Here is a 25,474-nt window from a genome sequence, read left to right on the forward strand (position 1 = left end):
CAAATATCAAGCATTAAAAGGCGGGTACGTCTTTTGCAATAGTTGGCGCAAATAAAACCAGGCATCTCCGCCGGGTTTTCCTGGAATAGTAGTTGGGCTCAACCCTTGCGGTTGCGCGCGGCCAGCGTTCTCAGCCGCAGCGCGTTGAGGCGGATGAAGCCGGCGGCGTCCTTCTGGTCGTAGGCGCCGCGGTCATCCTCGAAGGTGACCAGCGCGTCGGAATAGAGCGTCTTCTTGGACTTCCGGCCGGTGACCATGACATTGCCCTTGTAGAGTTTCAGGCGCACCGTGCCTTCGACGTCTTCCTGGCTCTTGTCGATCATCGCCTGCAGCATCAGCCGCTCGGGCGAGAACCAGAAGCCGTTGTAGATCAGCTCGGCGTAGCGCGGCATGAACTCGTCCTTGAGGTGGCCGGCGCCGCGGTCGAGCGTGATCGATTCGATGGCTCGGTGGGCGACGATCAGGATGGCGCCGCCGGGGGTCTCGTAGACGCCGCGCGATTTCATGCCGACGAAGCGGTTCTCGACCAGATCGAGCCGGCCGATGCCATTGTCGCGGCCAAGATCGTTAAGCGCCGTCAGCATCTCGGCCGGCGACAGTTTCTTGCCGTTCAGCGCGATCGGGTCGCCCTTCAAGAATTCGATCTCGATCTCGGTGACCTTGTCCGGCGCCTCCATCGGCGAGACGGTGCGCTGATGGACGAATTCCGGCGGCTCGCTCCACGGGTCTTCCAGCACCTTGCCCTCGGAAGAGGAGTGCAGAAGGTTGGCGTCGACCGAGAACGGCGCCTCCCCCCGCTTGTCCTTGGCCACCGGGATCTGGTGCTGCTCGGCGAAGTTGATCAGGTCGGTGCGCGACTTGAACGACCAGTCGCGCCACGGCGCGATGACCTTGATGTCGGGATTCAGCGCATAGGCCGACAGCTCGAAACGCACCTGGTCGTTGCCCTTGCCGGTGGCGCCGTGCGCAATGGCATCGGCGCCGACCTCCTGGGCGATCTCGACCAGGTGCTTGGAAATCAACGGGCGGGCGATCGAGGTGCCGAGCAGGTAGGTGCCTTCATAGACGGCGTTGGCGCGAAACATCGGGAAGACGAAGTCGGCGACGAATTCCTCGCGGACATCGACGACGCGGATATCCTTGATGCCCATCATCTCGGCCTTCTTGCGCGCGGGCTCCAGCTCGCCGCCCTGGCCGAGATCGGCGGTGAAGGTGACGACTTCGGCGCCGAGCTCGGTCTGCAGCCATTTCAGGATGATGGAGGTGTCGAGACCGCCGGAATAGGCGAGCACGACCTTCTTGACGTCTTTTGTCTTGGGCATTGCTGGGGACATTTTGGCGGTTCCGCGCGATGAGTTTCGCGGGCGAGGTATCACGGCATTTCCGGCCAGCGCAAGGGATGAACGGGCTCCGGCTGCCGCAGCCACTGGACCAGATGCCACGCCAGCCAGTTGCTGGCGTGAGCGGGGAGGCTGCGTTATAGACCGACGATCATTCGCCAGGGGCCACCGATGTCCTTCATTCCCGACACCACAACGCTGATCCAGTTCGCCATCGCCACCATGATCCTGGCGATCACGCCAGGACCGGATATGACGCTGTTCGTCTCGCGCACACTGAGCCAGGGCCGCGCCGCCGGCTTTGCCTCGCTGGCGGGTGCTCTGTTCGGCACGCTGATCCATACAACTTTGGTGGCGGTCGGCATCTCGGCGCTGATCGTCGCCTCGCCGATGGCCTTCCTGGTGCTGAAAATCTTCGGCGCCGCCTATCTGGTGTTCCTGGCCTGGCAGGCGATCACCAAGGGCTCGGCGTTTTCACCGCAGAAGAAGAATGGCCCACAGATTTCGCTGTTCCGCAGCTGGGCCGCCGGACTCGGCGTCAACCTGCTCAACCCGAAGATCATCCTGTTCTTCATGACGTTTCTGCCGCAGTTCGTCTCGGCTCACGATCCGAACGCGCCGGGAAAACTGTTCTTCCTCGGCCTCATGTTCATCGTGCTGTCGATCCCGGTGACGGCGCCGATGGTTTTTGCCGCGGAAAGGTTTTCGGCGGCGATGAAGGCCAGCCCGCGGGTGACGCGGGCGGTAGACTATCTCTTTGCCGGTGTGTTTTCGGCCTTCGCGCTCAAGATCCTGACCGCTCAGGCGAAGTAGCGGCCTGCCACCAGCTTCCGGCCCAGCGGCCGGCGCTTAGCCAGTAGAAGATGCCGCCGACCATGCCGCAGCCGATCACCGCGGCGATGGCGCGCGGTTTGGTGACGTCGAAATCCACGTTCTGGTGGACGAAGCCGAGGAAGGCCGCGGCCACCAAGCCGCCCGCGAGTGCATAGAACAGCCAGTCGCGGCGGCTGAGGACCTCGGAGATCAGGATTGCGACCACCGCCGGTATGAAAGCGAAATAGGCGACAAACAGCGCCACGAACGGGATCGAAAAATACAGCGCCGCGGCCGCCGCTGGGTGCGCATCGTCCGGCATATAACCGACGGAAGCCAGGAACAACACGTTGAGAAAGGCGCTCGCCGCCAATGAGGCGACGACATAGCCGAACAGGATGACAGCGAAACGGAGGATATAGGCGAAGAGGCGGCTCACGCCTCGCCATGCCCCGCAATCATCATGGCTTCCAGCGCCAGGCGGTCGACCTTGCGCATGCGTTCGGATTCGGATTTGAGCTGCCCGCAGGCGGCCAGGATGTCGCGGCCGCGCGGCGTGCGGATCGGCGAGGCATAGCCGGCATTGTTGATGTAGTCGGCAAATTTCTCGATCGTCTCCCAGTCCGAGCACTGATAGTTGGTGCCCGGCCACGGGTTGAACGGGATCAGATTGATCTTGGCTGGAATGCCTTTGAGCAGCTTGATCAGCCCCTTGGCGTCCTCGATGGAATCGTTGACGTCCTTCAGCATCACATATTCGAAGGTGATGCGCTTGGCGTTGGACAGGCCGGGATAGGCGCGGCAGGCCTCGATCAGTTCCTTCAGCGGATACTTCTTGTTGATCGGCACAAGCAGGTCGCGCAGATCGTCATTGGTGGCGTGCAGCGAGATCGCCAGCATGACCCCTATCTCCTCGCCGGTGCGGAAGATCTCGGGCACCACGCCGGAGGTCGAGAGCGTAATGCGGCGCTTCGACAGCGACAGTCCGTCGCCGTCGGAGGCAATCAGCAGCGCCTTCTTCACCGCCTCGAAATTGTAGAGCGGCTCGCCCATGCCCATCATGACGACGTTGGAGACTTTTCTGCCCTCGGCAGGGACGATGGCGCCGTCGGGTGTGTCGCGGTCGGGGAAATCGCCGAGCCGGTCGCGGGCGGTGAGCAATTGCGCCAGGATCTCTTCCGCCGTCAAATTGCGCACCAGCTTCTGCGTGCCGGTGTGGCAGAACGAACAGGTCAGCGTGCAGCCGACCTGCGAGGAGATGCAGAGCGTGCCGCGGCCTTCTTCGGGGATGTAGACGGTCTCGATCTCGACGGGACGGCCGGCACCGCGCGGCGGAAAGCGGAACAGCCACTTGCGCGTGCCGTCGGAGGAAATCTGCTCCTCGACGATTTCGGGCCGGGCGACGGTAAAATGCTTGTCGAGTTCGGCGCGCAGATCCTTGGAGATGTTGAACATGCCGGCAAAATCGGAGACGCCGCGCACATACATCCAGTGCCAGAGCTGCTGGGCGCGCATTTTCGCCTGGCGCTCGGGCACGATGCCGGCACTGACAAGGGCTTCACCGAGCTCGGCCCGGGTCAGGCCGATCAGCGACGGCTTCTCGGGCGTGGCGCGAGCGCGCAACGCGTCGCGTGCGCCCTCAGTGGTGAGATCGAAGGAAAGGGTCATATCAGCGCCAATATAAGCAAATTGCGGCCGATTTCATCCATCGTGCCGAAAAGAAGCGCGGCGCATAGCACAGGTTGCGGCGAGAGTCATGCGGCGGGAACCGCGCTAGCCTACTTGCACTTGGCGATCGACGTCAGCGCGGCCGAGATGCCTTTCAGCGAAAACACATAGGTCGTCGGATTGCCGCGGCCAGACTTCGCCGAGACCTTCATGTCGGTGCCGGTCTTCATGGCGGCGATCAGCACCGGCTCTTCGGCGGCGTTCTCGACCCAGGCCGACTTGCCGCGGGTGAACATCGAGAACGTCTTCTTGTCGATGGTGACGGTGGCCTTGGAGCCTTCCTGGAATGTGTAGCCGGCGATGAATTGCGGCTCGTAGGACACTTGCTGGCCCGGCCGCTGGCTGACGAAGAAGAACATGTCGCCGTGATCGAGCGTCGGCGGCTGCTTGTCGGTCGGCACGGTGAGCACATAGCAGACCTTGCCGCCCTGCGCCTGGTAGCTGTAGGTGCCCCAGGCATTGTGCTGGCCGATCTTGGTCGCCTGCTGCGCCAGCGCCGGCGCGGCAAAAGCCACCAGGACCAGGCTCGAGACTAGTGCAATCAATCCGCGCATCGCTTTTCCCGTATTCCAAATGGTGCGGGGCAGGCCGGCTTGGCGTCCTGCCCGTCGCTTCATTTTGATTTAATCTGGGTTACCAAACGGTGAATTTCCCTTGGAAAAGGACATTCACCCATGGAAACCACCGCCATTTCCGCGCCGCTTCTTGAAAAAACGGCTTTCGCAATGTCCCTGCGGCGACTTGGAGGCCACGAAAGCGGCAAGAGTTTGACTTTTCGAACGGCCGCAGCGGAACCCGAAGCCAAGCCGCTATCGTCCTGTTTGAGCGGAGGATTTCTTCTGAACCCAGTTGCCAACGCGACGCCGATTCAGCTCTTGTCGGCGATCGCCTCCTTGGCGGCCTTGCGGTGCGCAGGGGTGATATGGGCGCTTACCGCGGAGATCGCGGCGGTCAGCACGGCGATGTCGTCGGTGAAGCCGAGGCCGAAGACGAAATCGGGTATGACATCGACCGGCAGCACGAAATAGCCAAGCGCTGCCAGCAATATGCCCTTGGCACGCAAAGGCGTCTTCCTGTCGAGCGCGCAATAATAGCCGGCAACGACCTCTTCCATGAACGGAATCTGCCGGGCGGCCTTCTTGGCCGTGCGCCAGAATTTGGCGCGCACTTCACTCTCGTCGCCGAGCTTGCTGCCGAAGCCGAAGAAATCAAAACCGGGCTGCTGCGCCATCAATCCTCTCCTTGCCGGCCGTCGCGCTACGCGTTGCGCGCGGCCGCCACGGAAAATGTGGTGAAAGTCCCGGTCCACTGCAAGAGGATGGCGCCGATTTGGCGTTGCCGCCCCAGCGTTCAGCGGCCTGCATACCCATTCATCTTCTTGGCCAGCGCGATGTCGAGCGCGGTGACACCGCCGGCATCATGGGTGTTGAGCGTCACGTCGACAGTCTTGTAGACGTTCGACCAGTCGGGATGATGGTCCATCTTCTCGGCGGCCAGCGCGACGCGGGTCATGAAGGCGAAGGCTTCGGAAAAATTCTTGAAGACAAAGCTGCGCTTGATGGAGGCGCCATCGGCTGCCTGCGACCAGCCAGGCAGTTCGGCCAGTGCGGCGGCGATGGCGTCCTTGCTGAGTTTCTCTCTCGTCATGATGATTTCCCGTGCTATCCCAGTTATCGACCCTCACCATAATGCAAGTCGCCCAAAAGTCCTTTGCGTTTTGGGCTTCCAAATGCACGAACGGCGCATATCGAATGAGCGTAAAGCCGATAAATTCCATACTCTTCGTCTGCCTCGGCAACATCTGCCGCTCACCCCTGGCCGAAGGCGTGTTTCGCGCCCCGGAACGCGGCCGCGACATGGTGCTGGACGATATTGTGCTGGACTCTGCGGCGACCGGCGGCTGGAACCTCGGCGAAGCGCCCGACCCGCGCTCGATCGCGATTGCGGCCCGCCACGGCCTCGACATATCAGGGCAGCGGGCACGCAAGGTCAGGCCGGAGGATTTTTCGCGCTTCGACCTGATCCTCGGCATGGATCGGCAAAATGTCCGCGACCTCAAGGCGTTGGCGCCGGCCGGTGCGCGCGAACGTATTCATCTCTTGGCAGAGTTTGCGCAGGGCAAAACCCGCGACGTGCCGGATCCCTATTATGGCGGGGCCGAAGCGTTCGCTTCGGTCTACCGCATGATCCGCGAAGCGTCCGAGGCGCTGGCGACGAGGTTGGTGGCGCGGGCGTCGACGCCGGAGAGCGGCCACGCCTCCTCGACAATGTAGGGACCGCCGCCGACCGAATCGCGCGACGACATCAGCACGAAGCGGCCGACGCGAAACGGCAGCGTCGAAAAATTGCCGCGCGCCGACAGGTACTGGGCGACGTCGAGCGGGCTCGAATTGCGCAAGCGTGCCAGCGTAACATGCGGGGTGAACTTGCGCGGGTCGGCGGGCAGGCCGAGCCGCTGGCAGATGCGGTCGATTTCGCCTTGCAGCGCCGAAAGGTCGGGCGAGGCGAAGACGCCGGCCCAGACGGCGTGCGGCTTCTTCTGGCCGAACGCGCCAACTCCGGACAGGGTGAGCGAGAAGGATGGGCGGTGCACCCGGTCGAGTGCGTTGGCGATTTCGTCGGCGACATGGCCTTCGACGTCGCCGATGAAGCGCAGCGTCAGATGGTAGTTTTCGACATCGATCCAGCGGGCTCCGGGCAGGCCGCCCCTGAGCAGGGACAGCGAAAGAGCGGCGTCACGCGGTATTTCGAGGGCGGTGAAAAGACGCGGCATGGTGAGCCTCCCTTCCTCGAATCGAACTGTGCCCCTAGCGAATCATCGATAGTCAAACGGGGCAAGTGGTTTGTTGGTTGCAGGCATTTTTACGAACAGGCGACCCCGGGCCCTCTGCAGCCCGGTCTTTTGTTTCAAAGTTCGCGCGAGGCGAACAGCGTCCTCTCTCTTGATGATAATGGCCATATGACCCTCCTTTTGGAGGCTATATGTCCTTTTTGGCCACACCGGTCAAAATGATCGCCGCGTGTTATTCTCGTCACGCCGGCGTTCAACCGCCACCCTGAACTGCCGCAATCGCCTTCTCCACGGCGGGCAGGATGCGCTCGACCATCGCTGCGACGCCCTTCGGATTGGGATGCAGGCCATCCTCCAACTGCAGGCCGGACTGCCCGGCGACGCCATCGAGAAAAAACGGATAGAGCGGCACATCGTATTTCGCGGCAAGCTTTGGATAGATCGCATCGAAGGCGTTCTGGTAGTCGGCGCCGAGATTGGGAGCGGCGCGCATGCCGGCCAAAAGCACCGCGATCTTGCGCGCTTTCAGCTTCGCCAGCATGTCGTCCAGGTTCTTTTCCGTAATGCTGGGCGAGACGCCGCGCAGCATGTCGTTGGCGCCGAGTTCGAGGATAACCAGCCTTGTCCCATCCGGCACCGACCAGTCAAGCCGCGCCAAGCCGCCGCTCGAGGTGTCGCCTGAAACGCCGGCGTTGGCGACGGTGACGTCATGGCCTTTGGCGCGCAGCGCAGCTTGCAATTTGTCGGTAAAGCCATCGCCAGGCCCGAGGCCGAAACCGGCCATCAGGCTGTCGCCGAAGCCGACGATGGTGAACGTCTCGGCGCGCACGGACGAAATGGCGCCGCAAAGGGTGACGAAAAGGACGAGCCCTGCGGCATTCAAGCGTTTGAAAGATATCTTGCGTTTGAAAGACATGTGGCAGGCCCCATATACCCGAGGAATTCTTCCGGCGACGGCTTCCGGCAAGCAGAGCCTTCATCCTGATATAGGACGCTTTAATTGTGACAGAAGCCGTCATCGCGCTGAAAGACATATCCCTGACCCTGGGCCAAGGGGCTTCGTCCGTGCATGTGCTGAAAGGCGTCAGCCTTGACGTGACGCGCGGCGAGGCGACCGGCATTGTCGGCCCTTCGGGTTCCGGCAAGTCGACCTTGCTGATGGTGCTTGCCGGGCTGGAGCGGGTCGATTCGGGGACGGTGCGGATCGCCGGCGAATTGCTGAACGGCAAAAGCGAGGACCAGATCGCCTCTTTTCGGGGCCGAAACATCGGCATCGTCTTCCAGTCCTTCCATCTCATTCCCAACATGACGGCGCTCGAAAATGTCGCGGTGCCGTTGGAACTGGCCGGCCATGCCGATCCGTTCGGTGTCGCGGCGCGCGAGCTGGCGGCGGTGGGCTTGAGCGACCGCGTCACCCACTATCCGGGCGAGCTCTCCGGCGGCGAACAGCAGCGCGTGGCGATCGCCCGCGCGCTGGCGCCGTCGCCGCGCATTCTCATCGCCGACGAGCCGACCGGCAATCTCGACCAGGCGACGGGGCGGCAGGTTGCCGACCTTTTGTTCGCCAAGGCGGCCGAGCGCGGCATGACCTTGGTGCTGGTCACGCACGATCCGGCCCTTGCGGCGCGCTGCTCGCGCCAGGTGTCGATGCGCTCGGGCCGCATCGAGGATGCGCCGGTAGCGCAGGTCAAGGTGCCGGCCTGATGCCACTGTCGCAGACGCTGAAGCTCGCGTTCCGCTTCTCGCTGCGCGAGATGCGCGGCGGGTTGTCGGGTTTCCTGATCTTCCTTGCCTGCATTGCGCTCGGCGTCGCTGCAATCGGCGGGGTCAATTCGGTGGCGCAGGCGATCACCGCAGGCGTTGCCGACCAGGGCCAGACGCTGCTTGGCGGCGACTTGCGCTTCCAGCTTAACCAGCGCGATGCGACGCCAGCCGAAAGCACCTTCCTCGACCGCCTCGGCACTGTGTCGCACAGCGCCAATATGCGCTCGATGGCGCGGCTGGAAGACGGCTCCGACCAGGCGCTGGTCGAGGCCAAGGCCATCGACGACGCCTATCCGCTCTATGGCGCGCTCGAGACCGCGCCGCAGCTTGGCAGAGAGGATTTGTTCGGCGAGAAATCAGGCGTCTTTGGCGCCGCCGCGCTAGACCTGTTGTTCGACCGGCTGAATGTGAAGATCGGTGACCGGCTGAAGGTCGGCAGCGCGACATTCGAATTGCGGGCCAGGCTGGTGAGCGAACCGGATGCGGTGTCGGACGGCTTCGGCTTCGCGCCGCGGCTGATGGTCTCGACGCAAGGGCTTGCCGCGTCCGGCCTGATCCAGCCGGGCAGCCTGGTCGAGAATGCCTACAAGGTTCGGCTGCCGGCCGGCGCCAGCGAGGCCGATCTCAAGGCCATCCAGGATCGGGCGGCGAGCGATTTCCCCGAAGCCGGCTGGTCGATCCGCACCCGCTCGAACGCCGCGCCGGCGCTGTCCTCCAACATCGAGCGCTTCTCGCAATTCCTGACGCTGGTCGGGCTGACGGCGCTGGTCGTCGGTGGCGTCGGCGTTGCCAATGCGGTGCGCGCCTATCTCGACGGCAAGCGCGGCGTCATCGCCACCTTCAAGAGCCTTGGCGCCTCGGGCGGCTTCGTCTTCACCGTCTATCTCGTGCAGATCCTGATGATCGCCGGCCTCGGCATCGCGCTTGGCCTCATCCTCGGCGCCGCCATGCCGTTTGCTGCCAGCGCTGCGCTCCAGTCGGTCATTCCGGTGCCGGCTAAAGGCGGCTTCTATCCCGGTGCGCTGGCTCTTGCCGCGCTGTTCGGGCTGCTGGTGACGCTTGCCTTCGCGCTGTTGCCGCTCGGCCGCGCCCGCGATGTGCCGGCGACCGCGCTGTTTCGCGAAATGGGTTTTGAGGGCCGCGGCTTTCCACGCCTGCCCTATCTTGCCACGGCGGTCGGCATCGCGGTCGCTTTGGCGGCGCTCGCCATCCTGTTTTCCGGCGACCGGCGCATCGCCTTGATCTTCGTCGGCGCGACGGTCTTTGCCTTTCTGGTGTTGCGCCTGGTCGGTGCGCTGGTGCAGTGGGTGGCGCGCAAAAGCCCGCGTGTGCGCTCGGTCGCGCTCAGGCTCGCCATCGGCAACATCCACCGGCCCGGCGCGCTGACGCCGTCCGTCGTGCTGTCGCTGGGCCTCGGGCTGACGCTTTTGGTGACGCTGGCGCTGATCGACGGCAATCTCAGGCAGCAGATCTCCGGCAGTCTGCCGGGACGGGCGCCGAATTTCTTCTTCGTCGACATCCAGAATAGCGAGGTCGATGCCTTCTCGACACTGATCGGCAAAGAGGCGCCGAAGGGAACGCTGGTCAAGGTGCCGATGCTGCGCGGCCGGGTGATGGCGCTGAACGGCGTTAGTGTCGACAAGGCCAATGTGCCATCGGAAGGCGCATGGGTGCTGCGCGGCGATCGCGGCCTGACCTACGACGCCAAACAGCCGGCCAATGCGACATTGACCGAGGGCAGCTGGTGGCCGGAGAACTACAGCGGCGAACCGCTGGTCTCGTTCTCCAACGATGAAGGCAAGGCGCTCGGCCTGAAGCTCGGCGATACCGTCACCGTCAATGTGCTCGGACGCAATGTAGCGGCCAGGATCGCCAATTTCCGAGAGGTGCAATGGGAGACGATGGGCATCAATTTCGTCATGGTGTTCTCGCCCAGCACCTTTGCCGGCGCCCCGCATGGCTGGCTGGCGACGCTGACCGAAAAGGATGCCACGGCAGCAGAGGATGCCCGCCTGCTCAACGCCGTCACCCGCGCCTTCCCGGCGGTGACGACAGTTCGGGTCAAGGACGCGCTCGACGTCGTCAACCGGCTGGTCGGCCAGCTCGGCACGGCGATCCGGGCCGCGGCCGGCGTGGCGCTGATCGCTTCGGTGCTGGTGCTGGCCGGCGCACTCGCCGCGGGAAATCGCGCCCGCATCCACGATGCCGTGGTGCTGAAGACGTTGGGCGCCACGAGGCGCACGCTGATCGCGGCGTTTTCGCTGGAATACATGCTGATCGGCCTGGCCACCGCGGTGTTTGCGTTGGCTGCCGGCGGCATCGCCGCCTGGTACATCGTTGCCCGCATCATGACGTTGCCGTCGCATTTCATGCCGGAGGTGGCAGTGGCGACCTTGGTGTTTGCGCTGGTGATCACGGTCGGCATCGGCCTTGCCGGCACCTGGCGGGTGCTCGGGCACAAGGCGGCGCCGGTGCTGCGCGACCTCTAGGCCCAAAACGGCAAGGTTGGCCGAATCTGCCGTTTCCGATTAAATCTTGGTAATGTGCAGTCAAGGAAGCCCAAGAAAACCGGCTTCCGGAGATTCACCAAGCGTTGCAGCCCGTTACGGTCTTGTTCTTGACGTCAAGAACCATCATATTTCGCCACAGGCATGCTGGAGCCCCGCCAGCGGCGCCCAGGTCCGAAAGGGCCTGACACCGTACGGGGCAGAAGCAACAGAGGATTCCAATGGCTGAGCCCATTCGCAACTACCAGACTTCGGCCGTGCCGGGCGCGCGCGCCGACATCGACCAAGGCCTGCGCACTTACATGCTCAAGGTCTACAATTTGATGGGGCTTGGCCTCCTCATCACCGGCGTCGCCGCCTGGGGCGCTTTCCAGCTCGCCGTCACCGGCGACGGACAGCTGACCGCTTTCGGCACGCTGATCTATGCCAGCGCCTTCCGCTGGGTGGTCATCCTGGCTCCGCTCGCCGCCGTCTTCTTCCTGTCGTTCAGGATCCAGTCGATGAGCGTGGCCGCGGCGCAAACCACCTTCTGGGTCTATTCGGGCCTGGTCGGCCTGTCGCTGTCGACCATCTTCCTGGTCTACACCGGCGCCTCGATCACTCAGACCTTCTTTGCCACGGCGGCCGCCTTCGGCGCGCTGTCGCTCTACGGCTACACGACCAAGCGCGACCTTTCGGCGTTCGGCTCGTTCCTGGTCATGGGCGTGGTCGGCCTGGTGATCGCCATGCTGATCAACATCTTCCTGCAATCGTCGGCGCTCGGCTTCGCTATCTCGGCGATCGGCGTGTTGATCTTCGCCGGCCTCACCGCCTACGACACGCAGACCATCAAGGAAATGTACTACGAAGGCGATCAGGCCGACGTTGCCGGCCGCAAGGCGATCATGGGCGCGTTGAGGCTATATCTCGACTTCATCAACCTGTTCATGTTCCTGCTGCAGTTCATGGGCGATCGCCGGTAGGCGGTCTTCCCATCAGGCAACTGGACCAGCTGATATCAAGAGGGCGGCCCAACGGCCGCCCTTTTCTTTTGTGCCGGCCTTTGCTGTCATGGAGGCAGATGAATCGTCTGCATAAATTATGAGCACTATTTCCATCCGCGCGGCCTTGGAAGGCGACCTCGGCCGAATCACCGAGATCTACGCTGACGCCGTGACGCATGGCACCGCGAGCTATGAGCTGGAGCCGCCCAGCCGCACTGAGATGGGTACGCGCTTCGACAGCCTGACGGTGGGGGGCTTTCCCTATCTGGTGGCGGAACGAGGTGGCGCGCTGCTCGGCTACGCCTATGCCGGCGCGTTCCGGCCGCGCCCGGCCTACCGCTTCATCGTAGAGGATTCCGTCTATGTCGCGCCTGATGCGAAGGGCCAGGGCGTCGGGCTGCTGCTGATGCAGGCGCTGATTGAAGCCTGCCGTATGGCGGGCTTTCGCCAGATCGTCGCGGTGATCGGCGACGGCCATGCAGACAGCGCCTCGGTGCGGCTGCATGAAAAGCTCGGCTTTCGCCATTCCGGTCGCCTGGAAGGCTCCGGCTACAAGCATGGGCGCTGGCTTGACACGGTGTTCATGCAGCTGTCGCTGAATGGCGGCGTAACGGTTCCGCCCGATCCGCATTCGCTGCCGGAGCGGAAGTTTCGTGAGAGCCTGAGGAGGGGAATTGAGGAGAACTGAAGAGAACTGAAGAATTGAGGATCCGAATAGCTGAGAACAAATCCTGCGGTATTTCGACCGTTACATCCTCTTTTTTCGATTCTTCAGCTCTTCAATTCCCCAATTTTCAATTAGGCCTGGACAATCTTCAGCTTAGCATCGAAGACGTTGAGCACGCGACCGAGTTCCTGGCCGCGCTTGAGGATTCGGCCGCCGGCGGCGATGACGGCGAAGGCGCCTTGCCGGCGTGCCAGTTTCGGATCCTTGACGATCTGGAACAGCGGCACTTCGCTGGCCCGGCGGAAGACTGAAAACACAGCCCGATCAGACAGATGATCGATGGCATAGTCGCGCCATTCGTTGGCGGCGACCATGCGTCCGTACAGCTTCAGGATCTCGTCGAGTTCACGCCGGTCGAAACGGACCGGCTGGTCGAGGCGTTCGCGTCGCGCCTCGTGCAGCGGGATCAATATTGCGGATGCGTCCCCATCCTCCGTCCCACCGCTGCGATCGGTCATCCCGCGATCCCTTTGAAAATGAATCTCGCTTGCAGAAGTTGGCGTGTTCGCCGTGGAATTGCAAGGCCCGGCTAACCATCCCGGGACCGCGCTGTTTTCGCAACGTCCAGTCACTTTTATAAAACGCGGTGTTTGAATTGGTGATGCCTCGCCACATTTCTGCCTTTTTTTATCCGCGCTCATGCCCCAATGTCCGACGAATTTACCGGCGTTGCCTGAGACGGTTCGGTCCGGCACCGGCTCGTAAACCCCAAGCCCCCCGCCCACGGGTCTGCGTCGGATCGAACCAACCTCGGACTTTCCTCAGGGAGAGACCGGGTGCGACGATCCCAAAGCCTAAATGACCGACGTCAGAAGCAAGCTGACGTCGGTTTTTTTGTTGGGCGGCGCCAGACACTTGTCGTCGTGATCCTTCACACCCCCTCTGTCCTGCCGGACATCTCCCCGCAAGGGTGGAGATCAGATTTCGCGTTTGCTTTCGCCAATCTCAAACGTGGGACAGGATGGCGGATGTGGCGAAGCTGCCAATCTCCCTCCTTGCGGGGGAGATGGCCGGCAGGCCAGAGGGGGGTGCTGTCCCGCCGATATCAAAAGATATGGACCAGCCTCTTAAGGCTTGTGAATAAACGCCGCGCCCAGAATAGGCCCCGGCAGGCCGTCCTTGCCGACCGATTGCAGCAGCACGGCGCAGCCGCCTTTCTTGGCGATCTCGGTCATCGGCAATTCGTAGCGCTGCGCCTTGCCGTGCCACATGCCGGCGGTCTGGATGCCGGTGACGGCGTTCCAGTAGGTCATGCTGCGGCCGGTGTTCTCGCCCTTGGCGATGGTCACCGTCTGCGGTGGTTCGAAATAGACGATGACGACATGGGCGTCGCTGGGGCCGCTACCGGCGTCGCCGGCATCGATCATGACGCGATCGCTGGTGCGGCTGACCTTGACGCTGACCCGCATGCCTTCACCGGATTTCTCCATGCGGCCAAGCGCGCCGTCGACCTCCTTGCGGCTGGCGCCGTTGACATGGCTGCGACCATTGATGACGGCTTGCGGCGTGTAGACGGAGCGGGTGCCGAAGGCGCGCATATAGTCATATTGCCGGTCGGTATTGTCCTTGCTGCTCAGCGTGTCCTGCCAGCCGAGATAGTCCCAGTAATTGACGTGGTAGGCGAGCGCGACGACGTTGTCCTTGGCCGCCAGCTCGGCAAAGAAAGCGTCCGCCGGCGGGCAGGAATTGCAGCCCTGGCTGGTGAACAGCTCGACCACGCCCAAGGGCCTGTCAATCTGCGGTTTGTCGGTCTGGGTCGTTCCCGATTCCTCGGCGAACCCGGTCCCGGCAAGCGCCGAGAAGGCCAGCGCAAAAGCCGCAAGCCGGAGAGGGTGTCGAGGTGCCATGATCGTTCCGATTCCCGCCGGTGACGCCGGCCTTGTTCTGGTTGCCCAGATTTGTGGCAGAAGCGACAGTCAACGGGAAGTCACGTTGCGGTGAAATTTTTGCTGCCGCAACCATGGGTATGGCCATCACAGGGGGAGCACTTCACCGCCCGGTTCGATCGGGAGCATGGCATCAGGAGCGTGGGGCAGATCTTGCTGAGCCCAGCCGGTTTTTACTCCTGTCGTACAGGGCGGGGCTTCGATCGGGTCGGGCAATGCTTTGGAAAGACTGGGAGTAGGGAGTAGGGAGTAGGGGATGTCGTTCCCCGCTACCGCCCAATCCCTACTGCCTAAGCCCTGGCCGCTACGCGGCCAGATCGCGCAGCACGTATTGCAAAATGCCGCCATTCTTGAAGTAGTCGAGTTCGTCCAGCGTATCGATGCGGCAGATGATCGGCACGTTCTTCACGGTGCCGTCGCCATAGGTCACCTTGGCGATCATCGTCTGGCGTGGCTTGATGGTGCTTATGCCGTCGATCTCGACCAGCTCGTCACCCTTGAGGTTGAGCGAGGCCCATGAGGTGCCTTCCTCGAAGACGAAGGGGATGACGCCCATGCCGACCAGGTTGGAGCGATGGATGCGCTCGAAGGACTGGGCGATGACGGCACGGACACCGAGGAGATTCGTTCCTTTAGCTGCCCAGTCGCGCGAGGAGCCGTTGCCGTATTCGACGCCGGCGAAGATGACCAGCGGCACGCCTTCCTTTTTGTATCTCATCGCCGCGTCGTAGATCGATTCCTCTTCCTTCGACGGGTAGTGGATGGTGTAGCCGCCCTCGCGGCCGTTCTCGCCCAGCATGTGGTTGCGGATGCGGATGTTGGCGAAGGTGCCGCGCATCATCACCTCATGGTTGCCGCGCCTTGTGCCGTACTGGTTGAAGTCGGCAACGCCGACGCCATGGTCGGTGAGGTATTTGCCGGCCGGGGAAGCGGCCTTGATCGAACCCGCCGGTGAGATGTGATCGGTGGTGATCTTGTCGCCGAACAGGCCGAGCACGCGCGCGCCCTTGATGTCGCCGATCTTGCCGAAACCGGAGGTCATGCCGGCGAAATAGGGCGGGTTCTGCACATAGGTCGAGTTGTCGTCCCAGGCATAGGTCTGGCCTTCCGGCGCCTTGACGTTCTGCCAGTATTCGTCGCCCTTGAAGACGTCGGCATATTTGCGGGCGAATAGCTCACGTGTGACGTTCTTCTCGATGAACTCCTGGATCTCGGCCGAACTCGGCCAGATATCCCTGAGATAGACCGGCTTGCCGTCGCGGCCTTCGCCGAGTGGCTCGGTGGTCAGGTCCTTGGTGACGGTGCCGGCCAAAGCATGGGCTACCACCAGCGGCGGCGACGCCAGATAGTTCGCCTGCACGTCAGGTGAAACACGGCCTTCGAAGTTGCGGTTGCCGGAGAGCACTGCGGCGGCGATCAGGCCCTTATCGTTGATGGTCTTGGAGATCGGCGCCGGCAGCGGGCCGGAATTGCCGATGCAGGTGGTGCAGCCGAAACCAACCAGGTTGAAGCCGATCTGGTCGAGCTCCTTCTGCAGGCCGGACTTTTCCAGATATTCGGCGACCACCTGGCTGCCCGGCGCCAGCGAGGTCTTCACCCACGGCTTCTGCTTGAGGCCGAGCCGGTTGGCGTTGCGCGCCAAGAGGCCGGCGCCGATCAGCACGCTCGGGTTGGAGGTGTTGGTGCAGGACGTGATGGCGGCAATGACGACATCGCCATGACCGAGATCATGCTCGGTGCCTTCGACGGCATAGCGCTTGTGGATTTCGGCAGCCTTCTTGTACTCGGTCTCCATCGCCTTTGCGAAGCCGGCCGGAATGCCTTCGAGCGGAACGCGGCCTTCGGGGCGCTTGGGACCTGCCATCGACGGCACGACGCTGTCGAGCTCGAGTTCGAGCAGGTCAGTGAAGACAGGGTCGGCCGAGCCGGCGTCACGCCACATGCCTTGCGCCTTGGAATAGGCCTCGACCAGGGCGATGCGGCTTTCCTCGCGGCCCGACATTGTGAGATAGCGGATGGTCTCGCCGTCGACCGGGAAGAAGCCGCAGGTGGCGCCATATTCGGGCGCCATGTTGCCGATGGTGGCGCGGTCGGCCAGCGTCATGTTGGACAGGCCCGGGCCGAAGAACTCGACGAACTTGCCGACGACGCCCTTCTTGCGCAGCATCTGGGTGACGGTCAGCACCAGGTCGGTGGCGGTGATGCCCTCCCTGAGCTTGCCGGTAAGGCGGAAGCCGATGACTTCGGGCAACAGCATGGAAACCGGCTGGCCGAGCATCGCCGCCTCGGCCTCGATACCGCCGACGCCCCAGCCGAGCACGCCAAGGCCGTTGATCATAGTGGTGTGCGAATCGGTGCCGACGCAGGTGTCGGGATAGGCGGTCGTTTCGCCGTCTTCCGTGTTGGTCCAGACGACCTGACCGAGATATTCGAGGTTGACCTGATGGCAGATGCCGGTGCCGGGCGGCACGACGCGAAAATTGCGGAACGCCTGCTGGCCCCATTTCAGGAATTTATAGCGCTCTTCGTTGCGCTCATATTCGAGCTCGACATTCCTGGCAAAGGCCAGTGGCGTGCCGAATTCGTCGACGATGACGGAGTGGTCGATGACGAGGTCGACCGGCACCAGCGGATTGATCTTCTGCGGATCGCCGCCGAGCGCCTTGAGGCCGTCGCGCATGGCGGCAAGGTCGACCACCGCCGGGACGCCGGTGAAATCCTGCATCAGGACACGCGCCGGGCGATAGGCGATCTCGACGCCGGCGGTGCCCTTGTCCGTCAGCCAGCCGGCCACAGCCTGGATAGAGTCCTTGGTGACGGAGCGGCCGTCTTCATTGCGCAAAAGGTTTTCCAGCAGCACCTTCATCGAATAAGGCAGCTGGGCAATGCCGGTGAGGCCGTTCCTCTCGGCCTCGACCAGATTGTAATAGACATAGTCCGCGCCACCCACGGTGAGGGTGCGGCGGCAATTGAAACTGTCGAGGGATTTTGACACGTGCGGTCCGTCCTTGTCTGTTCAGCCTGAAAGGGAACGGACGCCGATGGGCATGCAATCACGCGCAAAGGTGCGGGTACGGCCATTTCCGCTGTCCGTTCCCAGCCAACCCGAGCCGTTCAAGGCGGCGCGTGCGCTGGTTCGGCGCAAATTCTGTTCCCGTGCCGACCGCTGGCACGGATGTCCCGCATATAGAGAATTTTCTGGAATAGTTCTAGACAGTTGCGGAGCAAATTTGTGCGATGCGGCAGCTATCGCGCGGTAAAGTTTTCGGGACGGGCAGGCATGCGGCTGATTGCCGAAAATCTGGGCGGCGAACGCGGCGGCGAGACGGTCTTTTCCGGCATCGGTTTTGCGCTCGACAAGGGCCAGGTGCTGGTCGTCACCGGGTCGAACGGCTCGGGCAAATCGACGCTGCTCAGGGTCATCGCCGGGCTGCTGCCGAAGGCGCAAGGCGATGTGCGCATCGAGGGCGGCGAGAGGTTTCCGACGATCGCTTCGGCGGTCCACTATCTCGGCCACCTCAATGCAATGAAGACGGCGCTCAGCGTGGCGGAGGATCTGCGCTTCTGGCGCGATTTCAACGGCGATGGGCAGTTGGGTGTCGGAGAGGCGCTGGAGACGGTTGGTCTCGGCGGCATCGGCCATCTGCCTTTCGGCTATCTGTCGACCGGGCAAAGGCGGCGCGCGGCAATTGCGAAATTGCTGGTCAGTCATAAGCCGCTGTGGCTGCTGGATGAGCCGACGGCTGGGCTGGACAAGGCTTCGGAGGCGCGGTTTGCGGGGCTGATGACGAGGCATTGCGCGGAGGGCGGGATTATTGTCGCGGCGACGCACTTGCCGCTGGGATTGGATGGGGCGAAGGAATTGAGGATGGGAGCAACAGGGTGATGTCGGCATTCCCGCCCACCCCCCTCTGCCCTGCCGGGCATCTCCCCCGCAGGGGGGGAGATCAGATGTCATGCCGGCTTTCGCCAATCACCGGCATTGAAAAAGAGGCGTCAGCAACGGAGCTGCCAATCTCCCCCCTTGCGGGGGAGATGTCCGGGAGGACAGAGGGGGGTGTGAAGGAACGCCACCTTCGGCAAGTTGGCGATCAAACCGCAGGCGCGGCTTGGCAATGCTAGCCCTCTTCCTGCGCGACATCCGCCTCTCCGTCCGCGCCGGCGGCGGAGCGCTCACCGGCGTCATCTTCTTCCTCGCCGTCATCGCCACCATCCCCTTCGGTGTCGGACCGGACCTGAAGCTGCTCGCCCGCATCGGTCCGGCGATCCTTTGGATCGGCGCTCTGCTCGCCTGCCTGCTCGGCCTCGACCGGCTGTTTCAGGCCGATCGCGAAGACGGGTCGCTCGATCTTCTGGTGCTGGGCAATGACCGCCACATGCTGGCGTTGACGGTGCTGGTGAAGTGCCTGGCGCATTGGGCGGGCAGCGTTCTGCCGCTGGTGGTTGCGGCACCTCTGCTGAGCCTGTTCATGAACATGGAGCCGCTCAGCATCGGCGCCACCGCGCTCACGCTGCTGGTCGGCACGCCGGCGATCACTTTCATCGGCGCGGTCGGGGCGGCGGTGGCGGTGGCGCTGCCGCGTGGCGGGCTGCTGATCTCGGTGCTGGTGCTGCCGCTGACGATCCCGGTGCTGATCTTCGGGGTGTCGGCGAGCTACGGCGCGGTGGCCGATCCTGATCCGTTCCTGCAGCCCTTCCTCATTCTTGCCGCGCTGACGCTGTTTCTTGCCGTGCTGGGTCCGGTGGCGGCAGCACTGGCGCTGCGGCATGGAACGGATTGATATGACCGCTGCGGCGCGACGGATCAATTGCGAAGCCCCAGCCGCAAAGCTAAGAAAGCCGCAAAGCTATGGGAAAGCGATGATCGAGCACGACGAAGTGACGGTGGAAGGGGAGCGAAGCGCATGAGTGCACACGCACTCTATGTCGCGGCCGCCTATGGCATCACGGCGATCGTGCTGGCCGGGCTGATCGGCTGGATCCTGCTCGATCAGCGGGCCCGCAAGCGCGAACTGGCGGAACTCGAAGCGGCCGGCGTGCGGCGTCGCTCGGACAAAGCCGGTACTGGGGCCAGCACTGGGGCCAGCAAGCCATGAGCACGGAAAGCGAAACGCCGGCGTCGCCGCGCCGCCGCCTGATCGTGCTGTTGCCGCTGCTGGTTTTTCTCGGCCTCGCCGGATTGTTCCTGTCGCAGCTTTTGTCGGGACGCGACGAGGCGGCAGTGCCGTCGGCGCTGATCGGCCTGCCGGCACCGCAGACCAACCTGCCGGCGCTGGAAGGGTCAAACCTGCCCGGGCTGGATTCAAAAGCCTTCGCCGGCAAGGTAACGCTGGTCAACGTCTTTGCATCGTGGTGCGCGCCGTGCCGGGAAGAACATCCGGTGCTCTTGCAGCTGTCGCAGGACAAGCGCTTCGTCATGGCCGCGCTAAACTACAAGGACCAAGCGCAAAACGCGGGCCGGTTCCTTGGTGATCTCGGCAATCCGTTCCAGGCGATAGGTGTCGACGAGGCCGGCCGCACGGCCATCGACTGGGGCGTCTACGGCGTGCCGGAAACCTTCGTCATCGGCAAGGACGGCAAGATTGCCTACAAGCATGTCGGGCCGCTGACAGGGGAGTCGGCGAGGGATGTTCTGTTGCCGCAGATTGAAAAGGCGCTCGCGGCACCGGGCTGACGTTGGCGCCATGCCCCCTCATCGGGCCGCTACGCGGCCACCTTCTCCCCGTGGGGAGAAGAGGGAAGCATCGGCACAGGCTAGCTCCTCTGCCCGGGGGGAGAGGTCGAATTGCCCGAATTGCTCATGCAATTCGGTTTGGCAATCCGGGTGAGGGGCGGTGCCCCGCTGACGTCTGAAATGCTCAGCCGTAGATCTGCCTGTGGACCTGGTAGAGCATTTCCGAGCGGTCGGCGCGCAGGTCGGCCAGATCGCGGCTCGTCAGGTTTTCGATTTCCGCGACGAGGCGGTTGTAGTGGCGGCGCTTGGCCATCGAGGTGCGCGCGCGCGAGAAGAGGTTGTCAAAAGCCATAGCAAGGGTCCTTTCGTGCCGCATATCAGCGGTGAATTTGTTCCTCCCTTGGTCGTTCGCACCATGACATAGGAATGGTGCGATGCAAAAAGAAGATGTTGCAATGCACCATTGCACAGGGCGCATAGCGGGTTAATACAGCGCTACAGCACCATAAACGGCCGGACAGGCTGGCGGGCCATGCCGGCCGGGCACCTTTTGTCTTACAAATTGCGCCTGCGCCACCTTGCCATCGCGCCCGCAGGCTGGCTTGATCCGCGCGTCACGTGATGCCCGGAGGAAATGCATGGCGACCGCAGACTATTACGAAATTCTGGATCCGCGTTTCGCGCGGCTGTTCAACGGCAACGCCCAGGTGGAAAAGCTGTTTACCGGATGTCAGTGGGCGGAAGGGCCGGCCTGGTTCGCCGCCGGCCGCTATGTCGTCTGGTCCGACATCCCCAACAACCGCATGCTGCGCTATGACGAGACCGACGGCAATGTCAGCGTCTTCCGTCAGCCCTCCGGCAATTCCAACGGCAACACCGTCGACCGCCAGGGCCGACTGGTGACGTGCGAGCATTCCGGCCGCCGCGTCAGCCGCACCGAGCATGACGGTTCCGTCACCACCATCGCGGCCGAATGGAAAGGCAAGCGGCTGAATTCGCCCAATGACGCGGTCGTGAAATCCGACGGCTCGATCTGGTTCACCGATCCGAGCTACGGCATCGACACCGACTATGAGGGCGACAAGGCCGAAAGCGAGATCGGCGCTTGCAATGTCTACCGGGTCGATCCGGATACGGGCGAGGTCGAGGCCGTCATCACCGACATGGTCCGGCCGAACGGGCTTGCCTTTTCACTGGATGAAAGCCAGCTCTATGTCGTCGACACCGGCCGCACCCATGGCGCGCAGAACCCCGCGCATATGCGGGTCTTCAACGTCGGCAAGCACGGCAAGAAGGTCTCGGGCGGGAAGGTGTTCGCTGACTGCACGGCCGGCCTATTCGACGGCTTCCGGCTCGACGAGGCCGGCCGCATCTGGACCAGTGCCGCCGACGGCATCCATTGCTACGATCCCGACGGCACGCTGATCGGCAAGGTCAAGGTGCCGGAAGTGACCGCCAATTGCGTGTTCGGCGGCAACAAGCTGAACTGCCTCTACATCGCCGGCACCACGTCGCTCTACATGGTGCGGCTGATGGTGAACGGGGCGAAGACGTATTGAGGCTGCTGGAAACGCTTCTCTGGCGGCCCTTGATGGCGTTTCTGCGCATGTCCGCGGCGCCTGTTGCGCGGCGGCCGCCGGAACGACCGACAAGCGATTCGCCGGAGCGGATTTCGGAGCCGCGGCGCGGCGCTATCAGACACAATTCAAGGGGAGGACATCATGCCATTCGTCAACATCCGCATCGTCAAGGAAGTGATCGCCGCTGATCCCGCTGGCAAGAAGGCCGACATTGCCAAAAAGGTCACGGCGGCCATCATGGACGCCACCGGGCTTAGCAATGACGACGTCTGGGTGGTGTTCGAAGAGGTCAACGCGCGCGACTGGTATGTCGGTGTGACCGATGTCGAGACGTTGCGGAAGGGGTAGCACTGCGGCACGTTGGGGTGCGCCGCACCCTTTCGTTCGTCATCCTAGGGTCTGCGCCGCGTCGCTTCGCTCCTTGCTCCGCCCTAGGATGACGAGGCAACGTTTGCGCTTATAAAACTCGCGAAAACCTGCACCGCTTCGCGCATGGCCCGCAGGTTCTCGTCCTCTCCCAGGATCGCTTCTATCTCCGGCGGTTTCTTGCCGAGCAAGGCAATCTCCAGAACCGCATTCTCACAAAGCGCGAACGACATGGTGCGCATGATCTCGGCCAGCGCGGCGCGGGCATAGAGCGAGCGCGCGGAGGCGTGGGCCAGCATGGCGGGCTTGCCGACGGCGGCGTCGCGCGAGACCAGCCAGTCGAGCGCGTTTTTCATGCCGCCGGGCACGCCATGGGCATATTCGGGGCAGGAGACGATGATGCCGTCGGCGCTGGTGACGGCCTCGATCAGCCGCATGGCCTCGGCCGGTGTGCGCTCGCCTTCGTCATCCGGGTTGAAGATCGGCAGCAGGCCGAGCCCGTCATAGACAGTTACGCGGCAATCCGAAGGCGCGTTCGCGGACAGCGCCGCCAGCAGCGCCGAATTGGTCGAGGCGGCGCGCAGGCTGCCGGAGATGGCGAGGAGTTCGATCACGGGGAAACAGGGCTAGGGAAACCGGCAAAGGACTGCAATGGCGAATCGTACGCGAAATTTACCACAGGGTCTTGCTGTAGGCCTCGTCCAGCGAGCGGTCGAAATCGTCGGCAGTTTCGGCATGCGCCATCTGATCGGACAGGATCTGACCGAGCGTCGGCAACGTCGCGCGGTCGTGCCAGCTGTCCGGCTTCCACAATTCGGAGCGCATGAAGGCCTTGGCGCAGTGCATGTAAGCGGCCTTGACGCTCACCACGACGACGCTTTGCGGTTGCTTGCCGTCGACGGTGAGGCGCTCGCGCAAACCGGCATCGACGGTTATGCGGGCGTCGCCATTGATGCGCAGCGTCTCGTTCATGCCGGGGATGAGAAAAAGCAGCCCGACCGAAGGGTTGAGAAGGATGTTTTCCAGCGTGTCCAGCCGGTTGTTGCCGGGCCGGTCGGGAATGGCGATGGTCCTGTCGTCGAGGACAAGGGCAAAGCCCGGTCTGTCGCCTTTCGGCGTCACGTCGGCATTGCCGGCGCCGTCGGAAGAACCGATCAGCACGAAAGGGCTCTTGCCGATGAAAGAGCGGCAGTGGCCGTCGAGCGCCCTGAGTTCCTTGCCCATCGAGGTGTCGGTCGGCCGCGGCGTCTTGTAGATCGTCCTCAGTTCATCGCGCGTGGTGACGAATTCCATGGCCGTCTCCGTTCATTCTGACGCAATTCCGGACGGCTTCACACTTTTCCTGGAATTGCTCTACTTGCCGGCTTCTTCCACCTTCTCGGCCTTATCCTCGATCGAATGGTGCAGGATCAGCGGCATCTGGCTGAAGGTGAACAACAGGGTGATCGGCATGATGCCCCAGACCTTGAAGGTAACCCAGAAGTCGGTGGAAAAATTCCGCCACACCACTTCATTGGCAAGAGCCAGGAACAGGAAGAACAGGCCCCAGCGGAAAGTCAGCTTGCGCCAGCCTTCGGCATCGAGGCGAAAGGCCGAATCGAAGACATAGCCGAGCAGCGATCGGCCGAAATACAGACCGCCGAGCAGCACGCCGCCGAACAGGGTGTTGACGATGGTCGGCTTCATCTTGATGAACACGTCGTCCTGCAGATAGAGCGTCAGCGCGCCGAAGATGAAGACGACGACGCCCGAGACCATCGGCATGATCGGCAAGGTGCGCAGCAGCAGCCAGGAGGCGATCAGCGCGATCGCCGTCGCCGCCATGAAAAGGCCGGTGGCGACGAAGATCGGCCCGCCGAATTCGGCCAGGACAGGAAATTTCTGCACCAGCCAGGCGCCGCGTGCATTGGCGAAGAAGAACACCATCAGCGGCCCGAGTTCCAGCACCAGCTTGAGCAGCGGATTGACGCTTTCTTTCTTCTTTCGCGGATCGGACGGGTCGCGTTCGAGGATGGGTGAGTTCATGACTTCCTTCTGACGCATGATCTTGTCCAAAAAGCCGTCAGCTCTTCGGGATCATTGCCTGTTACGCTACGCCGGCGATCGCCCTGGCGAATTCGCCGGCCGAGAATGGTTCGAGGTCGTCGACCTGTTCGCCGACGCCGATGAAATAGACCGGCAGTTTGTGCTTTGCCGCGATCGCGACCAGAATACCGCCGCGCGCCGTGCCGTCCAGCTTGGTCATCACCAGGCCGTTGACGCCGGCGACATTGCGGAAGATCTCGACCTGGTTGAGCGCATTCTGGCCGGTGGTGGCGTCGACCGTCTGCAGCACGGTATGCGGCGCTTCCGGATCGAGCTTGCCCAGCACGCGCACGATCTTTTCCAGCTCCGCCATCAGTTCGGTCTTGTTTTGCAGCCGGCCGGCGGTGTCGATGATCAGTACGTCGGAGCCGGCCTCCTTGGCGCGTTCGAAAGCGTCGTAGGCGAGGCCGGCGGCATCCGCGCCGATCTTCGAGGCGATGACCGGAGACTTCGTCCTCTCGCCCCAGATCTTCAGCTGCTCGATGGCTGCAGCGCGAAAGGTATCGCCGGCGGCCAGCATCACCGACAGGCCACCATCGGTCAGTTTGGCGGCGAGCTTGCCGATGGTCGTGGTCTTGCCGGTGCCGTTGACGCCGACCACCAGAATGACATGCGGCTTGTGCGAGAGGTCGAGCTCCAGCGGCATGGCGACATGGGCCAGCACCTTCTCCACCTCGGCCGCCATGATGGTGCGGACATCCGCGTCGGAGACATCCTTGCCATAGCGGCTGGCGGCGAGCGCATCGGTGACGCGCAAGGCTGTTTCCATGCCGAGATCGGCGCGGATCAGCACGTCTTCGAGGTCCTGTAGCGTCTCTTCGTCGAGCTTTCGCTTGGTGAAGACGCCGGCAATGTTGCCGGTGAGTTCTTTCGAGGAGCGGGCAAGCCCGTCGCGCATGCGCTGGAACCAGGAGCGTCGAGGCGCCGGTTCGGGCGCCTTTTGCCGCTCGGCGTTCTGCTCGACCTTTTTGGTGACGGGGACTTTGCCGGGAGCTGGTTTTGACTGTGGCGAAGGTTGCGGGGCCGGCGCGGGCGCTAGCTCGGCAACGATGGTCTTGGCTTCGACCGGCGCGGGTACAGCTTCAACCGACGTGCGCTTTACCTCCCCCTTGATGGGGGAGGTCCCAAGCGAAGCTTGGGGGTGGGGGTGATTTGATCTTGCGTCGGCGCGAGTGGGGGGGGCGGCGGGCGGGCGCGGAGCGGCCCGGGCGCCGCAGACGCGGAGGGTCG

At 63.2% G+C, this 25,474-nt stretch carries 29 protein-coding genes; 13 read left to right on the plus strand and 16 right to left on the minus strand.

Annotated features, from left to right (window positions below):
* Positions 1-98: 98 nt before the first annotated feature.
* Positions 99-1,322, minus strand: a complete 1,224-nt coding sequence (locus NKI06_RS14250) for an argininosuccinate synthase (RefSeq protein WP_352985877.1) — start codon at positions 1,320-1,322, stop codon at positions 99-101.
* Between the two features lie 189 nt (positions 1,323-1,511).
* On the opposite strand from NKI06_RS14250, the gene NKI06_RS14255 reads away from it, so the two are divergent.
* Positions 1,512-2,153, plus strand: a complete 642-nt coding sequence (locus tag NKI06_RS14255; protein ID WP_352985855.1) for a LysE family translocator — start codon at positions 1,512-1,514, stop codon at positions 2,151-2,153.
* Here NKI06_RS14255 and NKI06_RS14260 read toward each other — a convergent pair.
* The 5 genes from NKI06_RS14260 to NKI06_RS14280 form a co-directional block, all read right to left on the minus strand.
* Positions 2,125-2,592 carry a hypothetical protein gene (locus tag NKI06_RS14260; protein WP_023683838.1) on the minus strand — a complete coding sequence of 156 codons (468 nt, stop codon included), beginning with the start codon at positions 2,590-2,592 and terminating at the stop codon, positions 2,125-2,127. The genes NKI06_RS14255 and NKI06_RS14260 overlap by 29 nt on opposite strands.
* The gene (gene rlmN, locus NKI06_RS14265; RefSeq protein ID WP_023671717.1) at positions 2,589-3,821 is read right to left on the minus strand and encodes a dual-specificity RNA methyltransferase RlmN; all 1,233 of its coding nucleotides are present in this window, start codon (positions 3,819-3,821) and stop codon (positions 2,589-2,591) included. The genes NKI06_RS14260 and rlmN overlap by 4 nt, the downstream gene beginning before the upstream one ends.
* A gap of 110 nt (positions 3,822-3,931) precedes the next feature.
* A complete protein-coding gene (locus NKI06_RS14270; protein ID WP_023671718.1) occupies positions 3,932-4,435 on the minus strand; it encodes an invasion associated locus B family protein in 504 nt (167 codons plus the stop codon).
* Between the two features lie 314 nt (positions 4,436-4,749).
* Positions 4,750-5,112, minus strand: a complete 363-nt coding sequence (locus NKI06_RS14275) for a YkvA family protein (RefSeq protein WP_023687669.1) — start codon at positions 5,110-5,112, stop codon at positions 4,750-4,752.
* Positions 5,113-5,231: 119 nt separating this feature from the next.
* Positions 5,232-5,528, minus strand: coding sequence for a 4a-hydroxytetrahydrobiopterin dehydratase (locus tag NKI06_RS14280; protein WP_352712952.1), 297 nt, complete (start codon positions 5,526-5,528; stop codon positions 5,232-5,234).
* 104 nt (positions 5,529-5,632) lie between these two features.
* Here NKI06_RS14280 and NKI06_RS14285 point away from each other — a divergent pair, with 104 nt between their 5' ends.
* Positions 5,633-6,154 carry a low molecular weight protein-tyrosine-phosphatase gene (locus NKI06_RS14285; RefSeq protein WP_352712950.1) on the plus strand — a complete coding sequence of 174 codons (522 nt, stop codon included), beginning with the start codon at positions 5,633-5,635 and terminating at the stop codon, positions 6,152-6,154.
* Here the strand turns inward: NKI06_RS14285 and thpR are convergent.
* The gene (gene thpR, locus NKI06_RS14290; protein ID WP_023683839.1) at positions 6,058-6,654 is read right to left on the minus strand and encodes an RNA 2',3'-cyclic phosphodiesterase; all 597 of its coding nucleotides are present in this window, start codon (positions 6,652-6,654) and stop codon (positions 6,058-6,060) included. The two genes, NKI06_RS14285 and thpR, sit on opposite strands and share 97 nt — an antisense overlap.
* Positions 6,655-6,925: 271 nt before the next feature.
* Positions 6,926-7,588, minus strand: coding sequence for an arylesterase (locus tag NKI06_RS14295; protein WP_488494584.1), 663 nt, complete (start codon positions 7,586-7,588; stop codon positions 6,926-6,928).
* Positions 7,589-7,674: 86 nt separating this feature from the next.
* Here NKI06_RS14295 and NKI06_RS14300 point away from each other — a divergent pair, with 86 nt between their 5' ends.
* From NKI06_RS14300 to NKI06_RS14315, 4 genes are all read left to right on the plus strand, one after another.
* Complete coding sequence (locus tag NKI06_RS14300) at positions 7,675-8,376, plus strand: ABC transporter ATP-binding protein (RefSeq protein ID WP_023715752.1); 702 nt, start codon at positions 7,675-7,677, stop codon at positions 8,374-8,376.
* The gene (locus NKI06_RS14305) at positions 8,376-10,925 is read left to right on the plus strand and encodes an ABC transporter permease (RefSeq protein ID WP_352759630.1); all 2,550 of its coding nucleotides are present in this window, start codon (positions 8,376-8,378) and stop codon (positions 10,923-10,925) included. The genes NKI06_RS14300 and NKI06_RS14305 overlap by 1 nt, the downstream gene beginning before the upstream one ends.
* Positions 10,926-11,164: 239 nt before the next feature.
* A complete protein-coding gene (locus NKI06_RS14310) occupies positions 11,165-11,905 on the plus strand; it encodes a Bax inhibitor-1/YccA family protein (RefSeq protein ID WP_023671726.1) in 741 nt (246 codons plus the stop codon).
* Between the two features lie 118 nt (positions 11,906-12,023).
* Positions 12,024-12,614, plus strand: a complete 591-nt coding sequence (locus tag NKI06_RS14315) for a GNAT family N-acetyltransferase (protein ID WP_352512820.1) — start codon at positions 12,024-12,026, stop codon at positions 12,612-12,614.
* A gap of 110 nt (positions 12,615-12,724) precedes the next feature.
* On the opposite strand, the gene NKI06_RS14320 is transcribed toward NKI06_RS14315, so the two are convergent.
* The 3 genes from NKI06_RS14320 to acnA all read right to left on the minus strand — a co-directional run bounded on the left by NKI06_RS14320 (position 12,725) and on the right by acnA (position 17,534).
* Entirely contained in the window at positions 12,725-13,111 is a 387-nt protein-coding gene (locus NKI06_RS14320) for a DUF2794 domain-containing protein (RefSeq protein WP_352497732.1), read from the minus strand.
* 609 nt (positions 13,112-13,720) lie between these two features.
* Complete coding sequence (locus NKI06_RS14325; protein WP_352512819.1) at positions 13,721-14,500, minus strand: DUF1223 domain-containing protein; 780 nt, start codon at positions 14,498-14,500, stop codon at positions 13,721-13,723.
* A 343-nt stretch (positions 14,501-14,843) separates the two neighbouring features.
* The gene (gene acnA / locus NKI06_RS14330) at positions 14,844-17,534 is read right to left on the minus strand and encodes an aconitate hydratase AcnA (RefSeq protein ID WP_352512817.1); all 2,691 of its coding nucleotides are present in this window, start codon (positions 17,532-17,534) and stop codon (positions 14,844-14,846) included.
* Positions 17,535-17,819: 285 nt separating this feature from the next.
* On the opposite strand from acnA, the gene ccmA reads away from it, so the two are divergent.
* From ccmA to NKI06_RS14355, 5 genes are all read left to right on the plus strand, one after another.
* Complete coding sequence (gene ccmA, locus NKI06_RS14335) at positions 17,820-18,425, plus strand: heme ABC exporter ATP-binding protein CcmA (RefSeq protein ID WP_352985858.1); 606 nt, start codon at positions 17,820-17,822, stop codon at positions 18,423-18,425.
* Positions 18,426-18,654: 229 nt separating this feature from the next.
* The gene (ccmB, locus tag NKI06_RS14340) at positions 18,655-19,320 is read left to right on the plus strand and encodes a heme exporter protein CcmB (RefSeq protein WP_023687678.1); all 666 of its coding nucleotides are present in this window, start codon (positions 18,655-18,657) and stop codon (positions 19,318-19,320) included.
* Entirely contained in the window at positions 19,307-19,447 is a 141-nt protein-coding gene (locus NKI06_RS14345; protein WP_352985862.1) for a hypothetical protein, read from the plus strand. Before ccmB ends, NKI06_RS14345 begins: the two co-directional genes overlap by 14 nt.
* A complete protein-coding gene (gene ccmD / locus NKI06_RS14350; RefSeq protein WP_352985864.1) occupies positions 19,444-19,635 on the plus strand; it encodes a heme exporter protein CcmD in 192 nt (63 codons plus the stop codon). Before NKI06_RS14345 ends, ccmD begins: the two co-directional genes overlap by 4 nt.
* Positions 19,632-20,213 carry a DsbE family thiol:disulfide interchange protein gene (locus NKI06_RS14355; RefSeq protein WP_352985866.1) on the plus strand — a complete coding sequence of 194 codons (582 nt, stop codon included), beginning with the start codon at positions 19,632-19,634 and terminating at the stop codon, positions 20,211-20,213. Before ccmD ends, NKI06_RS14355 begins: the two co-directional genes overlap by 4 nt.
* Before the next feature lie 184 nt (positions 20,214-20,397).
* Here the strand turns inward: NKI06_RS14355 and NKI06_RS14360 are convergent, their stop codons facing one another.
* Entirely contained in the window at positions 20,398-20,565 is a 168-nt protein-coding gene (locus NKI06_RS14360) for a hypothetical protein (protein WP_023671737.1), read from the minus strand.
* 286 nt (positions 20,566-20,851) lie between these two features.
* Here NKI06_RS14360 and NKI06_RS14365 point away from each other — a divergent pair, with 286 nt between their 5' ends.
* Positions 20,852-21,772 (plus strand): SMP-30/gluconolactonase/LRE family protein, encoded by a 921-nt coding sequence (locus tag NKI06_RS14365; protein ID WP_023671738.1) that lies wholly within the window; start codon positions 20,852-20,854, stop codon positions 21,770-21,772.
* A gap of 162 nt (positions 21,773-21,934) precedes the next feature.
* The gene (locus tag NKI06_RS14370) at positions 21,935-22,141 is read left to right on the plus strand and encodes a tautomerase family protein (RefSeq protein ID WP_023683852.1); all 207 of its coding nucleotides are present in this window, start codon (positions 21,935-21,937) and stop codon (positions 22,139-22,141) included.
* 83 nt (positions 22,142-22,224) lie between these two features.
* Here NKI06_RS14370 and NKI06_RS14375 read toward each other — a convergent pair whose 3' ends face one another.
* From NKI06_RS14375 to ftsY, 4 genes are all read right to left on the minus strand, one after another.
* Positions 22,225-22,773, minus strand: coding sequence for an NADPH-dependent FMN reductase (locus NKI06_RS14375; RefSeq protein WP_352985868.1), 549 nt, complete (start codon positions 22,771-22,773; stop codon positions 22,225-22,227).
* A gap of 58 nt (positions 22,774-22,831) precedes the next feature.
* Positions 22,832-23,452 (minus strand): pyridoxamine 5'-phosphate oxidase family protein, encoded by a 621-nt coding sequence (locus NKI06_RS14380; protein WP_352985870.1) that lies wholly within the window; start codon positions 23,450-23,452, stop codon positions 22,832-22,834.
* A gap of 60 nt (positions 23,453-23,512) precedes the next feature.
* Entirely contained in the window at positions 23,513-24,184 is a 672-nt protein-coding gene (locus NKI06_RS14385; protein ID WP_023745428.1) for a septation protein A, read from the minus strand.
* 61 nt (positions 24,185-24,245) lie between these two features.
* The coding region (ftsY, locus tag NKI06_RS14390; RefSeq protein WP_502900593.1) for a signal recognition particle-docking protein FtsY at positions 24,246-25,474 on the minus strand (1,229 nt) is incomplete at its 5' end.

This window comes from Mesorhizobium sp. M0772 (assembly GCF_040320135.1).
In the GTDB taxonomy this organism is placed as follows: Bacteria; Pseudomonadota; Alphaproteobacteria; order Rhizobiales; family Rhizobiaceae; genus Mesorhizobium.

What these genes read in the sequence shown, in the direction of transcription:
- NKI06_RS14250 (WP_352985877.1), bottom strand. Translation starts at nt 1,322, where the DNA reads ATGCCCAAGACAAAAGACGTCAAGAAGGTCGTGCTCGCCTATTCCGGC.
- NKI06_RS14255 (WP_352985855.1), top strand. Translation starts at nt 1,512, where the DNA reads ATGTCCTTCATTCCCGACACCACAACGCTGATCCAGTTCGCCATCGCC.
- rlmN (WP_023671717.1), bottom strand. Translation starts at nt 3,821, where the DNA reads ATGACCCTTTCCTTCGATCTCACCACTGAGGGCGCACGCGACGCGTTG.
- NKI06_RS14270 (WP_023671718.1), bottom strand. Translation starts at nt 4,435, where the DNA reads ATGCGCGGATTGATTGCACTAGTCTCGAGCCTGGTCCTGGTGGCTTTT.
- NKI06_RS14275 (WP_023687669.1), bottom strand. Translation starts at nt 5,112, where the DNA reads ATGGCGCAGCAGCCCGGTTTTGATTTCTTCGGCTTCGGCAGCAAGCTC.
- NKI06_RS14280 (WP_352712952.1), bottom strand. Translation starts at nt 5,528, where the DNA reads ATGACGAGAGAGAAACTCAGCAAGGACGCCATCGCCGCCGCACTGGCC.
- NKI06_RS14285 (WP_352712950.1), top strand. Translation starts at nt 5,633, where the DNA reads ATGAGCGTAAAGCCGATAAATTCCATACTCTTCGTCTGCCTCGGCAAC.
- thpR (WP_023683839.1), bottom strand. Translation starts at nt 6,654, where the DNA reads ATGCCGCGTCTTTTCACCGCCCTCGAAATACCGCGTGACGCCGCTCTT.
- NKI06_RS14295 (WP_488494584.1), bottom strand. Translation starts at nt 7,588, where the DNA reads ATGTCTTTCAAACGCAAGATATCTTTCAAACGCTTGAATGCCGCAGGG.
- NKI06_RS14305 (WP_352759630.1), top strand. Translation starts at nt 8,376, where the DNA reads ATGCCACTGTCGCAGACGCTGAAGCTCGCGTTCCGCTTCTCGCTGCGC.
- NKI06_RS14310 (WP_023671726.1), top strand. Translation starts at nt 11,165, where the DNA reads ATGGCTGAGCCCATTCGCAACTACCAGACTTCGGCCGTGCCGGGCGCG.
- NKI06_RS14315 (WP_352512820.1), top strand. Translation starts at nt 12,024, where the DNA reads ATGAGCACTATTTCCATCCGCGCGGCCTTGGAAGGCGACCTCGGCCGA.
- NKI06_RS14320 (WP_352497732.1), bottom strand. Translation starts at nt 13,111, where the DNA reads ATGACCGATCGCAGCGGTGGGACGGAGGATGGGGACGCATCCGCAATA.
- NKI06_RS14325 (WP_352512819.1), bottom strand. Translation starts at nt 14,500, where the DNA reads ATGGCACCTCGACACCCTCTCCGGCTTGCGGCTTTTGCGCTGGCCTTC.
- ccmA (WP_352985858.1), top strand. Translation starts at nt 17,820, where the DNA reads ATGCGGCTGATTGCCGAAAATCTGGGCGGCGAACGCGGCGGCGAGACG.
- ccmB (WP_023687678.1), top strand. Translation starts at nt 18,655, where the DNA reads ATGCTAGCCCTCTTCCTGCGCGACATCCGCCTCTCCGTCCGCGCCGGC.
- NKI06_RS14345 (WP_352985862.1), top strand. Translation starts at nt 19,307, where the DNA reads ATGGAACGGATTGATATGACCGCTGCGGCGCGACGGATCAATTGCGAA.
- ccmD (WP_352985864.1), top strand. Translation starts at nt 19,444, where the DNA reads ATGAGTGCACACGCACTCTATGTCGCGGCCGCCTATGGCATCACGGCG.
- NKI06_RS14355 (WP_352985866.1), top strand. Translation starts at nt 19,632, where the DNA reads ATGAGCACGGAAAGCGAAACGCCGGCGTCGCCGCGCCGCCGCCTGATC.
- NKI06_RS14360 (WP_023671737.1), bottom strand. Translation starts at nt 20,565, where the DNA reads ATGGCTTTTGACAACCTCTTCTCGCGCGCGCGCACCTCGATGGCCAAG.
- NKI06_RS14365 (WP_023671738.1), top strand. Translation starts at nt 20,852, where the DNA reads ATGGCGACCGCAGACTATTACGAAATTCTGGATCCGCGTTTCGCGCGG.
- NKI06_RS14370 (WP_023683852.1), top strand. Translation starts at nt 21,935, where the DNA reads ATGCCATTCGTCAACATCCGCATCGTCAAGGAAGTGATCGCCGCTGAT.
- NKI06_RS14380 (WP_352985870.1), bottom strand. Translation starts at nt 23,452, where the DNA reads ATGGAATTCGTCACCACGCGCGATGAACTGAGGACGATCTACAAGACG.
- NKI06_RS14385 (WP_023745428.1), bottom strand. Translation starts at nt 24,184, where the DNA reads ATGAACTCACCCATCCTCGAACGCGACCCGTCCGATCCGCGAAAGAAG.